11 protein-coding genes are annotated in these 12,699 nt (G+C 61.3%); 8 read left to right on the top strand and 3 right to left on the bottom strand.

Annotated elements, in window-relative coordinates; translation table 11 throughout:
• Positions 1-10 precede the first annotated feature (10 nt).
• Positions 11-958 carry a UDP-3-O-acyl-N-acetylglucosamine deacetylase gene (lpxC, locus tag KUL93_RS00635; RefSeq protein ID WP_217125195.1) on the top strand — a complete coding sequence of 316 codons (948 nt, stop codon included), beginning with the start codon at positions 11-13 and terminating at the stop codon, positions 956-958.
• Positions 955-1,143: a hypothetical protein gene (locus tag KUL93_RS00630; RefSeq protein WP_217125194.1), complete on the top strand. Its 189-nt coding sequence runs from the start codon at positions 955-957 to the stop codon at positions 1,141-1,143. Before lpxC ends, KUL93_RS00630 begins: the two co-directional genes overlap by 4 nt.
• Here KUL93_RS00630 and KUL93_RS00625 read toward each other — a convergent pair.
• Positions 1,105-1,614, bottom strand: a complete 510-nt coding sequence (locus KUL93_RS00625) for a DciA family protein (RefSeq protein WP_217125193.1) — start codon at positions 1,612-1,614, stop codon at positions 1,105-1,107. The genes KUL93_RS00630 and KUL93_RS00625 overlap by 39 nt on opposite strands.
• A 42-nt stretch (positions 1,615-1,656) precedes the next feature.
• On the opposite strand from KUL93_RS00625, the gene secA reads away from it, so the two are divergent.
• The 3 genes from secA (at position 1,657) to purB (ending at position 7,133) form a co-directional block, all read left to right on the top strand.
• The gene (gene secA, locus KUL93_RS00620; protein ID WP_217125192.1) at positions 1,657-4,410 is read left to right on the top strand and encodes a preprotein translocase subunit SecA; all 2,754 of its coding nucleotides are present in this window, start codon (positions 1,657-1,659) and stop codon (positions 4,408-4,410) included.
• Between the two features lie 39 nt (positions 4,411-4,449).
• The gene (gene argJ / locus KUL93_RS00615) at positions 4,450-5,694 is read left to right on the top strand and encodes a bifunctional glutamate N-acetyltransferase/amino-acid acetyltransferase ArgJ (protein ID WP_217125191.1); all 1,245 of its coding nucleotides are present in this window, start codon (positions 4,450-4,452) and stop codon (positions 5,692-5,694) included.
• A gap of 71 nt (positions 5,695-5,765) precedes the next feature.
• Complete coding sequence (gene purB / locus KUL93_RS00610) at positions 5,766-7,133, top strand: adenylosuccinate lyase (protein ID WP_430408191.1); 1,368 nt, start codon at positions 5,766-5,768, stop codon at positions 7,131-7,133.
• Between the two features lie 19 nt (positions 7,134-7,152).
• Here the strand turns inward: purB and KUL93_RS00605 are convergent, their stop codons facing one another.
• Together KUL93_RS00605 and KUL93_RS00600 are read right to left on the bottom strand one after the other, a co-directional pair.
• Positions 7,153-7,779, bottom strand: coding sequence for a response regulator transcription factor (locus tag KUL93_RS00605; protein ID WP_217125189.1), 627 nt, complete (start codon positions 7,777-7,779; stop codon positions 7,153-7,155).
• A gap of 8 nt (positions 7,780-7,787) precedes the next feature.
• On the bottom strand, positions 7,788-9,701 hold the full coding sequence (locus KUL93_RS00600) for a sensor histidine kinase (RefSeq protein ID WP_217125188.1): 1,914 nt from the start codon (positions 9,699-9,701) through the stop codon (positions 7,788-7,790).
• 76 nt (positions 9,702-9,777) lie between these two features.
• Between KUL93_RS00600 and KUL93_RS00595 the strand changes: the two genes are divergently transcribed.
• The 3 genes from KUL93_RS00595 to KUL93_RS00585 are packed head-to-tail and all read left to right on the top strand — an operon-like array spanning position 9,778 to position 12,694.
• The gene (locus KUL93_RS00595; RefSeq protein ID WP_217125187.1) at positions 9,778-10,377 is read left to right on the top strand and encodes a TRAP transporter small permease; all 600 of its coding nucleotides are present in this window, start codon (positions 9,778-9,780) and stop codon (positions 10,375-10,377) included.
• Positions 10,378-11,661, top strand: a complete 1,284-nt coding sequence (locus tag KUL93_RS00590; RefSeq protein WP_217125186.1) for a TRAP transporter large permease — start codon at positions 10,378-10,380, stop codon at positions 11,659-11,661. It abuts the gene before it with no gap.
• Positions 11,662-11,686: 25 nt separating this feature from the next.
• Positions 11,687-12,694, top strand: a complete 1,008-nt coding sequence (locus tag KUL93_RS00585) for a TRAP transporter substrate-binding protein (RefSeq protein WP_217125185.1) — start codon at positions 11,687-11,689, stop codon at positions 12,692-12,694.
• The last annotated feature ends 5 nt before the right edge of the window (positions 12,695-12,699 follow it).

Raw genomic sequence — 12,699 nt, 5'->3', positions numbered from 1 at the left:
GGGCGCGTTCGTGATCACGCAGCGAACAGTTGCTCGTCCTGTCCAGACCGTTGGCGTGGGGTTGCACAGTGGGGCCAAGGTCGCGTTGCGTCTGCTGCCTGCGCCCCCCGATGCCGGGATTCGATTCGTTCGCATCGACCATTGCCCCGCGGTGGAGATCCCCGTTTCCGCCGACGCGGTGACGGAGACCCGTCTCTGCACCGGAATTCGTCGTGGGGACGTCGGGGTGGGGACGATCGAGCATCTCCTCTCGGCGCTTGCAGGGGTGGGCGTCGACAATGTCACGATCGAACTCGACGGCCCCGAAGTGCCGATCATGGACGGAAGCGCGGCACCCTTCGTCTTGTTGCTTTTGGAGGCAGGGACGGTCGCGCAATCGGCGCCTCGCCGATTTGTCCGCTTGAAACGCCCGGTCGTGGTCGAAGAGGGCGACAAATGGGCGCGGTTGGAGCCGTTCGACGGGTTTCGGCTCTCCTTTCAGATCGAATTCGACCATCCGGCGATCGCTGCCTCGAAGACGGAAGCGCTCGTCGATTTTGCCGAAGAGAGTTACTTACGGGCGGTGGCGCGCGCCCGAACCTTTGGCTTCGTTCATGAAGTCGAGCAGTTGCGCCAGATGGGGCTGGCGCGCGGCGGCAGTCTCGAGAATGCCGTGGTGCTCGACGAATTTCGGGTGCTCAACCCCGGCGGTCTGCGTAGCCCGGATGAGTTCGTCCGCCACAAGATCCTCGACGCGATCGGGGATCTCTACGTGCTGGGGCATCCGCTGCTTGCCCATTACCGCGCGTACAAATCGGGGCATGCGCTCAATAACCGGCTGTTGCGTACGCTTCTAGCGGACCAAACCGCGTGGGAGTGGGTGACCTTCACCGATACCGGCCCTGCGGGGCCTCGCGTTGGCTGGCCCCATCGCCGCCCGTCTCTCTTGCCGATGCCTGATACCGTTCCGGTCTCTTGACGGTGGTTGCGTTTCGTCTGGTACTCGTCCTTACCGTTTTGGCTGTGCTCGTGGCGCTTGCTGCCTATTTCGTGACCGGTGAGCGGCGGTGGGTGCGCTGGGCGCTGCGCGGCGCGAGCGTAGGCGGCGCGATTCTGCTTCTCTACTTACTGCTGTTTTTGCTCGAACGACTCGTTGCCCTGTGACTGGGGGCCTGCGGCGGGTGTTTTTTCCGTTACGCGGCGAAGCCACGCGGTGAGCGATTGTGCCAAGGGGTCGTCTGCGGGAAGTTGCGCGCGCAGCTCGGTGAGCGCCGCGATCGCAGCTTGGCTCAACCCGCGTGGGGCATGTGCCAGCGCTTGCGGGCGTTGCGCGAGCGTCTGCACGAGCTCTGGCCGCACACGCCAGCGGATCGCCGTGACGGCAAAACCCCGGCGGCTCAGTTCCGCGATGAGCGTCGGGGTCATCGGTTTCAATTTCGCAACGACAAGCGCCGACGGACTCATCACCGTCAATTGCCCCCCCTCGAAGCGGCCGACGCTCAGTTGTGCGCACCACTCGGGCGGCAGGATTTCGCTCAGCGCCTGCTGCACTTGCCACAACCATAACCCTTGACGCTGCAATTCGCGCAGACGCGATTCGCCCGCGAACGCCTCCGGAAGTCGCTGGAAGGACATGATACACTTCGCCTTTGACGCGTAATCGCCTTGGAATGTAGCATGATCGCGAAGCTTTTGAAAAAGATCTTTGGCAGCCGCAACGACCGGTTGATCAAACAGTATCGCGGAATCGTCGCGCGGATCAACGCCCTCGAAGAAGCAACCGCCCGTCTCTCCGATGCCGAACTGCAACACAAAACCGCGGAATTCAAGCAGCGTGTCGCCAACGGCGAATCGCTCGACACGCTGCTGCCTGAAGCGTTTGCAGTGGTCCGTGAAGCGGGCAAGCGCGTGCTGGGGATGCGCCATTTCGACGTCCAGTTGATCGGCGGCATTGCGCTGCACCAAGGGAAAATCGCCGAAATGCGCACCGGTGAGGGGAAGACTTTGGTCGCGACCCTTCCCGCCTATCTCAATGCGCTTACCGGCAAAGGGGTGCACGTCGTTACGGTGAACGACTACTTGGCCAAACGGGACGCCGAATGGATGGGGCAATTGCACCGTTTCCTGGGGCTGACCGTGGGTGTCAATCTGCCAGGGATCGACCACGCGGCGAAGCAGGCGGCCTATGCGTGCGACATCACCTACGGGACCAACAACGAATTCGGGTTCGATTTCTTGCGCGACAACATGGTCTATCGCCCCGAGGATCGAGTGCAGCGGGGGCTCCATTACGCGATCGTCGACGAAGTCGATTCGATCTTGATCGACGAAGCGCGAACCCCGCTCATCATTTCGGGACAGGCCGACGACAATACCGAACTCTACGTCAAAGTGAACGCCATCATCCCGCTGCTCACCGAGCAAAAGATGGAAGGGGATGAGGTGGTGACGCCGGGCGACTACACCGTCGACCTCAAAGCGCGCCAGGTGCTCCTCACCGAACAAGGGTATGAAAAGGTCGAGCGCATCCTCACCGAACAGGGGCTGTTGCCCGAAGGGTCGAGCCTGTACGACCCGCGCAACATCACCTTGGTGCATCACGTCTTTGCCGCGCTGCGCGCACATGCGCTCTTTCATCGTGACCAACACTACGTCGTTCAGGATGGTGAGATCATCATCGTCGATGAATTCACCGGTCGCTTGATGCCCGGTCGCCGCTGGTCGGAGGGGTTGCATCAGGCGGTCGAAGCCAAGGAAGGGGTCCCGATTCGCGCCGAGAACCAGACGCTTGCGTCGATCACCTTCCAAAACTACTTCCGGATGTACGAAAAATTGGCGGGAATGACGGGGACCGCCGACACCGAAGCCTACGAGTTCCAGCAAATCTACGGCCTTGAAACGGTGATCATCCCAACCAACCGGCCGATGATCCGCAAGGACGAAAACGACCGGATCTACCGCACCGCAAAAGAGAAGTGGCAAGCGGTGATCGAAGACATCGAAGAGTGCCGCAAACGCGGTCAGCCGGTGCTGGTCGGGACGACCTCGATCGAAGTGAACGAATTCCTCTCTGGGCTCCTCAAAAAAAGGGGGATCCCACATCAGGTGCTCAACGCGAAGCAGCATGCGCGAGAAGCGGAGATCATCGCTCAGGCGGGGCGCCCGGGGATGGTGACGATCGCGACCAACATGGCAGGTCGGGGTACCGACATCATCTTGGGCGGGAATATCAAACCTCAGGTCGAAGCGATCCGCAACGACCCCAACCTTTCCGAAAGCGAAAAAGCAGCGAAGATCGAAGCGCTCGAGAAGGAGTGGGAAGAGAACCATCGCTGGGTGATCGAAGCCGGGGGGCTACGCATCATCGGGACCGAGCGGCACGAGTCGCGCCGTATCGACAACCAATTGCGCGGTCGCGCCGGTCGTCAGGGCGACCCCGGCTCGTCGCGTTTCTACCTCTCGCTCGAAGACCCGCTCCTCAAGATCTTTGCGGGCGACCGACTCAATGCGTTGATGGTGCGGCTCAAAATGCCCGAGGGGGAGGCGATCGAACATCCGATGGTGACGCGGGCATTGGAGACCGCGCAGCGGCGGGTCGAGCAGCACAACTTCGATATCCGCAAGCAACTGTTGGAGTACGACGACGTCGCGAACGAACAGCGCAAGGTGCTCTATGCGCTGCGTAACGAAGTGGTCGACGCCGCGAGCGTCGCGGAGATGATCGACGAGATGCGCGCGGGGGTTTTGCGCGACACGTTCCGTACCTTCGTACCGCAAGACAGTATCGTCGAGCAGTGGGATCTTACCGGACTCGAGCAGACGCTTGCCAGCGAATTCGCATTGCCGCTCCCGGTCAAAGCGTGGCTCGAAGCGGAACCGGAGCTGAGTGACGAAGCGATGCTGGCGCGAATCCTGGAAGCGGCGGATCGGGCCTACGCCGAGAAGAAAGCGCTCGTCGAGCCAAACGCATGGGCACAGTTCGAACGTTCGCTGCTCCTTCAGAGCATCGACCAGCACTGGCGCGAACACCTTGCAGCGCTCGACCACCTGCGCCAAGGGATCCACCTGCGCGGATACGCGCAGAAGAACCCGAAACAGGAGTACAAGCGGGAGGCGTTCGAGCTTTTCGAAACGATGCTTGAGGCGATTCGCCGCGACGTCACACAAATCCTGATGACGGTTCGGATTCAAGCGCCGGAAGCGGTCGAGGCGGTGGCCCAACAGGAACCGGAACTCAAAGCGCTCCATTTCGAACATCCCGACGCGGGTGTTGCGACCGCAGCAGAATCGGAAAGCGACGGGCAACGCGCTGGCCAAGCGGAAACCAAGGACGAACCGTTCCGCCATGCGCTTCCCAAGGTGGGGCGGAACGACCCGTGCCCGTGCGGATCGGGGAAGAAATACAAACACTGTCACGGCCGTTTGGTGTGAACCGCTCTGGGCAAGCGGTTGGATAGGAAAGGGTAAAGAGTGGCTGTTGGTCTGACGTTTCAACCAGAAATTTTGCAGGCGGTCCCGGGGGTTAGCCTAGGGGTGACCGAAGCGGGGATTCGGAAAGCGAACCGCCGCGACCTCACGGTGATCGCGATCGATCCGGGCAGTATCGCTGCCGGGGTGTTTACGCAAAACCGTTTCTGCGCCGCGCCGGTCCAGGTGTGCCGCGAACATCTTGCGGCAACGGGTGGAAAAGTGCGTGCGCTTGTGATCAACACCGGGGTGGCCAACGCGGGCACCGGAGCGCAGGGGCTTGCCGACGCGCGGACCACCTGTGCCGCGGTCGCAGAAGCGCTGGGCGTTACCGCAACCGAAGTCTTGCCGTTCTCCACCGGCGTGATTCTGGAACCGCTGCCGATCGCGAAAGTGCTCGCCGGGATCCCCGACGCGGTCGCAACCCTCAGCCCCACCGGCTGGGCGCACGCAGCGGAAGCGATCATGACCACCGACACTGTGCCGAAAGCGGCCAGCCGAACCGTGACACTCTCCGACGGCAGCACGGTGACGCTTACCGGCATCAGCAAAGGGGCCGGGATGATCCGGCCCAACATGGCGACGATGCTCGGGTTCATCGCCACCGACGCCCGGGTCGATCCCCACTGGCTCGACGCATTGGTTCGCGAAGTCGCCGACGAGTCGTTCAACGCGATCACGGTCGATGGCGATACCTCGACCAACGATTCATTCGTCGTGATCACGACGCAGCGCACCGGGCCACTCCTTCGGGGGAATGCGACCTGCACCGATTCGCGCCGCTTTCGCGAAGCGCTCCTGGCGCTGGCCCAATGGCTCGCGCAAGCGATCGTGCGTGACGGTGAAGGCGCGACCAAATTCGTCGCGGTCTCGGTAACTGGCGGCAAGGATCGTGGCGAGTGCCGTCAGGTGGGCTATGCGGTGGCCCAGTCGCCACTCGTCAAAACGGCACTCTTCGCTTCCGACCCCAACCTGGGCCGGATCCTCGCGGCGATCGGCTACGCTGGGATTGCCGATCTCGACGTCACTGGCGTACGGGTTTGGTTGGCGAATGCCGAAGAAGAGACGCTCGTAGCCGAACAGGGTGGGCGGGCTGCCTCGTACCAAGAGGCCGACGGCGTGCGGATCATGAAAGCCGACGAGCTCACGATTCGAATCGACCTGGGGCGCGGCGACGCCGCAGCAACCGTCTGGACCTGCGACTTTTCCTACGACTACGTGAAGATCAACGCCGAGTATCGCTCCTGAGGACTACGACGATGACCGAAACGACGTGCCCAACCGTTTCTCTTTTTCCCAACCCTGAGGTGCAGGAATCGCTGTCGCCGCACGCTGCGCTCTTCGCGCTTTCACCGCTCGACGGTCGTTACGCCGAAAAACTCGACGCGCTGCGGCCGATCTTCTCTGAATTCGGTTTGATGCACGCGCGCGTCTGCGTCGAGGTGGCTTGGCTCCTCCATTTGGCAGAGACGCCCGAGATCGCCGAAGTGCCACCGCTCGACGCGGCGACACGCGCCGAGGTCGAGCGGCTCGCGCGTGAATTTTCGGCCGCAGACGCCGCCCGCATCAAAGCGATCGAGCGCGAGACCAACCACGACGTCAAAGCGGTGGAATATTGGCTCAAAGAACGTTTGGCCGCGTTGCCCGCGCTTGCCAAGGCCAAGGAGTTCGTCCATTTTGCGTGCACCAGTGAAGACATCAACAACGTCGCGCATGCGTTGATGCTGGCGTCTGGCCGCAACGTCGTATTGGCGCGCCTTGATGCCGTGATCGAAGCGCTGCGCGCGATGGCACACACGCACGCCGACCTGGCGATGCTGTCGCGCACCCATGGGCAACCCGCTAGCCCGACGACGCTCGGGAAAGAGCTTGCGAATATCGTGGCGCGGCTCGAAAAAGGGCGCGCTGCGATCGCCGCGGTGACGCTTACCGCAAAATTCAACGGCGCGGTGGGGAACTACAACGCCCATACCGCCGCGTACCCGGAGCTCGATTGGGAAGCGATCAACCGCCGCTTCATCGAATCGTTGGGGCTAGCTTTCAACCCCTACACCATCCAAATCGAACCGCATGACGCGATCGCCGAACTCTGCGACGCAGTTGCTCGCGTCAATACGGTCGTGATCGACGCTGCGCGCGACCTCTGGACCTACATTTCGCTGGGTTATTTCCGCCAGCGGCTCAAAGCGGGGGAGGTGGGATCATCGACGATGCCCCACAAGGTCAATCCGATCGATTTCGAAAACGCCGAAGGAAACCTAGGGGTTGCGAACGCGCTCTTGCGCCACTTTGCGGAAAAACTGCCGATTTCTCGTCTGCAGCGCGACCTGACCGACTCCACCGTGTTGCGCAACCTCGGGGTGGCGTTTGGCCACACCCTCTTGGCGCTCGACAGTTTCGCGCGTGGCCTTGGGAAACTCGACGTCGATGCGAACGTGATCGTTGCCGATCTCGACGACGCCTGGGAACTTTTGGGCGAAGCGGTGCAAACCGTGATGCGGCGCTATGGCTTGCCCAATCCGTACGAACAGCTCAAAGCGCTCACCCGGGGACAGAAAATTACCGCGGAACGGCTGCGTGCGTTCATCGCGGACTTGCCGTTGCCGGAGCCGGTCAAAAACCGTCTGCTGGCGATGACCCCGCACGACTACACCGGTAAAGCGAGCGAGCTTGCGCGGCGGATCTGAGCAGGACGCGTGCTTGCGGTCATGATGCTTCGATTTCCGCCCGCAGGTGGGGCGGCATCTGCGCTGCAAGTTCGAGCGCACTTTTTACCCCCAATTTTTCGAAAAGATGCCCGCGGTGCACCTCGACGGTACGCACCGCGATCCCCAAGCGATCGGCGATCGTTTTGGTGGGAAGTCCCTGTAGCGTCAGCCGCAATACCTCGCGTTCGCGTTCGGTCAGTTTCGCCAACCCATCTGTCCACTGCGCTTCACGCTGCCGTTCGGACCAGAGCTTTGCTTCGAACGCCAGCGCTTCCTGGATTCGGGCAACCAGGGCCTGGCCTTCGATCGGCTTTTCCAAAAAGTCGAACGCACCCTGTTTGAGTGCGACCACTGCACTGGGGACATCGCCATGGGCAGTGAGAAAAAGGATCGGGAGTTGAAAGCCCCGTTGCCGCAACAAGGCCTGGCCGTCCAGCCCGTCGATCTCGGGCATGCGCAGATCCATCACGATCACCCCGCGCGCTTGCGGCGTGACCGCGGCCAAAAAGTCGGCGACCGAAGCAAAGGTGGCGACGCAAAAGCGATGGGCGCGCAACAGCCACGAGAGGGCTTGGCGCACATCAGGGTCGTCGTCGATGAGGAATACGGTGATCTCAGAGGTCATCACGGCTCCTAATGCGCGGCAGCGGGTTGAGAGACGACACCACGGGCGGCATGGGTGGCTTGGCGCGGAAAACGCAACGTGACCACGGTGCCGCCGTCGGGGTGGCGGCGGATCTCCAGTCGCCCGCGATGGGCTTCGACCACCGAACGGGTCACCCACAACCCCAAACCGAGCCCGTCGGGTTTTTGGGTGATGAACGCCTCATCGAGGCGTTGCCATGCCGTTTCCGCAATCCCTGGCCCCCAGTCGCGGAGCACGATCGCGAACCGATCGGCATCGCTTTGCCAGGTGACGGCGACGCGCCGCGCCCGTGCTTCGGGCTCCGCGGCGGCTTCGATGCCGTTGATCAAGACGTTCGCAACCGCTTGTTGGAGCAAGATCGCATCGACCTCGACCGTGATCTCGGGCCCAGGGGTCACTTGAATGTGGACACCGGTTCGCTTTGCAAGCGGCTCGACCAGTTGCACGACTTCGGTCATCAGTTTCGCGATCGCATGGGGCGCGTAGAGGGGTTCGCGGTGGCGGCTGAATTGGCGAATCCGCTGCACGACTTCGCCTGCGCGTAACGCTTGGCGTTCGATCGCCGTGAGCGCGTCGCTGAGCGCAGCGCCCGTTGGGTTGTCCCCAGCAGTGCCTCTGTTTGCGTCCTGCTGCAGCAGATGGCGCGCGCCGCTGGCGTAGCTGGCGATTGCCAACAGCGGCTGGTTGAGTTCGTGCGCGATCGCAGCCGCCATCTCGCCAAGTGTCACAAGGCGTGCTTGCGCGGCCAGGCGGTTGCGCTGCCATTCGATCTCTCGCTCTTTTTGCCGCTGCTCGGTGACGTCGATGATCGAAGCCATCCACCCGATCTGCTTACCTTCTCCATCAACGAGCGGTGCCTCGAAAACCAGCGCTTCCAACGGTCGTCCATCCTTGCGACGAAAGCCAATCTCGAAACCTGCCGTAGGTCCCTTCCCGGCCAGAATCTGACGGTGCAACGCTTCGGTCTCTTCTTGCTTTTTGGGGTCCCAATAGGGCATGGGGGGTGAGCGGCCGATCAGTTCCTCTGCCGTGAAGCCGGTCATCGCGCAAAACGCGTCGTTGACGTAGAGGATCTTGCCTTCGCGGTCGCGCGCCCGAAGCCCCACGCGCAACGAATTCTCCATCGCGCGGCGAAACGCCACTTCGTCTTTGAGCGCTTTGAGGGCTTGCAAACGCGCACTGGCAGCGCGGGCCGCAAATCCGATCGCGACGATCGCGGCCAACCCCAAGATGAAGCTTGCAGTGAGCAGGAGCCGCTGCGCAAAGGGCGTGACCGGCGGGTCACCAGCCAGCTCCACCATCCATTCGACCCCAGGGAGCGTGACGACGGTGCGATAGCGCGACTCCGGCGCCTCGGTAGTGGGTGCGCCGCTTAGCGCGAGCAGTTCGCCTTGCGCATCGTAAAGCGCTGCGTGGTAGTGCTGCAGCACCCACCACGGCGCTTGCGCCAAGAAGGTGGCAAGGTCGATGTGCGCAATGAGCGCCAGTCCGTCGGCAAGGGGGTGGCACCAAACCAGTTCGCTTTTTCCCGGGTCGGAGGCAACGAACGACCACGGTTGCTCAGCTTGGCAACGTAAAGCGCGCGATGCGTGTGGAACGATCTCGAGCGCCGTGAGCTCACGGTGCTGGCGAAAGAGCAAAGTTTTCGAAGCCGTAAACGAAATGGCTCCGTCGGGGGAACTGATCGCCTCGACAGTGCCTTTCAGCTTGGCAGCGAGGTCGTCGAGTTGAAACGTCAGATATTGCCGCAACCAGAGCGTATCTTGAATGCGCTGTTGGGTGCGTTGCGCTTCGAGACTCAGCCATTGGTACCCTGCGGTTGCCGCGAGCGCGAGCATCAGGGTCAGTACAGCGATGAGCGGGGGCCAAAAGAGTGGGTTGTGCTGAGCGAAGCGGCGCATAGTGGAATTCCACGATAGCGTTTCGCGGACGATTGTCGCACAATGCGCCGCATCTCTGGTCTGTTGGGGCATGACGATGCGTTTCCGGCAAATCCTGAACCACCTCGAAGAGTGGCTGATCGGTTTTCTTCTGGCATTGACGACCGGGGTGATTTTCGTCGCGGTTGTCCATCGCTATCTGAGCGGTGTGCCCATCCCTTATCTGCAAGATTGGCTGCTTGCGCGCGATTTGGGGTGGGCGCAGGAGTTCGCGCTCATCTGTGCCGCGTGGATGGCCAAAATCGGCGCGGCGTATGGGGTGCGGACGGGAATTCACGTCGGCGTCGATATTGTCACGGAGCGGGCTACGGGCAAGACGCGCGCGCTCCTCGTGACGTTGGGGCTTGGAGCCGGGATCCTCTTCAGTGCGTTGACAGCCTGGTTCGGGGCGTTGTTCGTGTGGGAGAACGGTTTGGCCTACGCTTTTTACGACACGTTGGGTTGGGACACGGGGCCCTATTTCGAAGGCTCGGTGACACCCGATCTCGAATGGCCGTCTTGGGCGGTCTATCTGATCATCCCCATCGGGGGAATGCTCATGGGGTGGCGGTTTTTGGAGGTGCTGATCCGTTTCTGGCGTACGGGTGAGTTGCCGCGCCACCAGGTCGCTCACGTTGCTGGGTTGGAGGAGTCGTAAATGAACGCGGCGATTCTTTTCGGTTTGCTTTTTCTCTTGATGGTTGTCGGGATGCCGATCGGGGTCGCGCTTGGCCTCACCGTCTTCCTCTTCATGGGGGTTTTGGCCAATGTGCCGCTCGAATCGGTCACCCTCAAAATGATGTCGGCGGTGGAAAAATTCGAGCTGCTCGCAATCCCGTTCTTCATTCTGGCCGGGAATTTTCTCACCAGCGGGGGGGTTGCGCGCCGGATGATCCGCTTTGCGAACGTGATGGTCGGTCACATCACCGGGGGATTGGGGATGACCGCGGTTGCCGCGTGCGCACTCTTTGCGGCCGTTTCGGGCTCCTCTCCGGCCACGGTGTTGGCGATCGGTTCGATCCTCATCCCGGCGATGCTCAAGCAGGGCTTTCCCCAGCGCTTTGCGATCGGTACGGTCGCATCCGCAGGTGGGTTGGGCATCCTCATTCCGCCGTCGATCGTGATGGTGATGTACGCGGTGACCACGAACTCTTCGATCGGTGCGCTCTTCATGGCGGGGGTCGTTCCCGGGATCGTGCTCACCCTGATGCTTGCCGCGACCACCTGGTGGCAGGCGAAGAAAAACCATTTCCCCAAGCAGCCGAAAGCGAGCTGGCGAGAGCGCTGGGAGGCCTTTCGCGACGCCATTTGGGGGTTGATGCTGATCCTGATCGTGATGGGTGGGATCTACGCGGGCATTTTCACCGCGACCGAGGCTGCGGCGATGAGCGCCGTCTATGCCGCGTTCATCGCGCTCTACGTCTATCGCGACCTCACTTGGCGCGACGTGCCGCGGGTGTTCATCGAATCGGCGAACATGGCGTCGATGCTCTTTTTCATCATCTCGGGCGCGGTGGTTTTTTCGTTCATCCTCACCAGTGAGCAGATCCCGCAAATGCTGGCGCAGGCGATCATCGACATGGGGCTGGGTCAAATCGGCTTTTTGTTGATCGTCAATATCCTGTTGTTGGTTGCCGGTAATTTGATGGAGCCGAGCTCGATCATCTTGATCCTTGCGCCGATCCTTTTTCCGGTCGCGGTAGCGCTTGGGATCGATCCGATCCATTTCGGTGTGGTCGTTACCGTCAATATGGAGATCGGCATGATCACGCCACCGGTGGGACTCAACCTCTTTGTCGCAAGCGGCATCACCCGTGCGGGGCTCACCGAGGTGAGCGTCTCGGTGTTGCCGTGGCTCGTCACGATGCTGCTCTTTTTGATTTTGGTGACTTACTGGCCCGCGCTCTCGCTTTGGCTGCCGCGAGCGCTGGGGATGATGTAAAGGCAGCCTTGTACAGGAGGTGACTATGAAACTGAAGACCGTTGTGTTTGCATTGGCTGCGATCGGCGTGATGGGTGCGGCGCAAGCGGCCGAACCGATCGTGATCAAATTCAGCCACGTGGTGGCAGATGACACCCCGAAGGGGAAGGGGGCGCTCAAGTTCAAAGAGTTGGCGGAAAAATATACCAACGGTGCGGTGAAGGTCGAGGTCTATCCCAACAGCACGCTCTACAAAGACAAAGAGGAGCTCGAAGCGTTGCAGTTGGGCGCGGTGCAGATCATCGCCCCGTCACTCGCCAAGTTCGGGCCACTTGGGGTCCGGCAGTTCGAGGTCTTTGACCTCCCCTACATTTTCGACGGCTACGAAGATCTGCACAAAGTGACCTATGGGCCGGTGGGTAAGAAACTGCTCGCTGCGCTCGAACCGAAAGGGATCACAGGGCTGGCGTATTGGGACAACGGCTTCAAGGTCTTTTCGGCCAACAAGCCGCTACGCAAGCCGGAAGACTTCAAAGGGTTGAAGATGCGGATCCAGTCCTCGAAAGTGCTCGAAGCGCAGATGCGGGCGCTCGGGGCGCTGCCGCAGGTGATGGCGTTCTCCGAAGTCTATCAGGCGTTGCAAACCGGTGTGGTCGATGGCACCGAAAATCCGCCGTCCAATCTTTATACCCAGAAGATGCACGAAGTGCAGAAATATGTGACGCTGTCGAACCACGGGTACTTGGGCTATGCGGTGATCGCCAACAAACGCTTCTGGGATGGTTTGCCGGATACGATCCGTACCCAGCTCGAAAAAGCGATGAAAGAGGCGACGGAGTACGTCAACGACATCGCCAAGGAAGAGAACGAAAAAGCGCTTGAAGCGGTGCGGAAAGCGGGAACGAGCGAGATCATCGAATTGACGCCGGAAGAGAAATTGGCGCTCAAGAAAGCGCTCATCCCCGTGCATGAAGAGATGGCGCCGCGCATCGATAAGAAAGTGATCGAAATGGTGTACGAAGCTACCGGCTTCGATCCGCAGAAATTGCGCTGATCACC

The sequence above is a fragment of the Hydrogenophilus thiooxidans genome, from assembly GCF_019049855.1.
Classification (GTDB): Bacteria; Pseudomonadota; Gammaproteobacteria; order Burkholderiales; family Rhodocyclaceae; genus Hydrogenophilus; species Hydrogenophilus thiooxidans.
This window is presented reverse-complemented; position numbering and strand designations above follow the sequence as displayed.

What these genes read in the sequence shown, in the direction of transcription:
- KUL93_RS00625 (WP_217125193.1), bottom strand. Translation starts at nt 1,614, where the DNA reads ATGTCCTTCCAGCGACTTCCGGAGGCGTTCGCGGGCGAATCGCGTCTG.
- secA (WP_217125192.1), top strand. Translation starts at nt 1,657, where the DNA reads ATGATCGCGAAGCTTTTGAAAAAGATCTTTGGCAGCCGCAACGACCGG.
- KUL93_RS00605 (WP_217125189.1), bottom strand. Translation starts at nt 7,779, where the DNA reads ATGACCTCTGAGATCACCGTATTCCTCATCGACGACGACCCTGATGTG.
- KUL93_RS00600 (WP_217125188.1), bottom strand. Translation starts at nt 9,701, where the DNA reads ATGCGCCGCTTCGCTCAGCACAACCCACTCTTTTGGCCCCCGCTCATC.
- KUL93_RS00595 (WP_217125187.1), top strand. Translation starts at nt 9,778, where the DNA reads ATGCGTTTCCGGCAAATCCTGAACCACCTCGAAGAGTGGCTGATCGGT.
- KUL93_RS00590 (WP_217125186.1), top strand. Translation starts at nt 10,378, where the DNA reads ATGAACGCGGCGATTCTTTTCGGTTTGCTTTTTCTCTTGATGGTTGTC.
- KUL93_RS00585 (WP_217125185.1), top strand. Translation starts at nt 11,687, where the DNA reads ATGAAACTGAAGACCGTTGTGTTTGCATTGGCTGCGATCGGCGTGATG.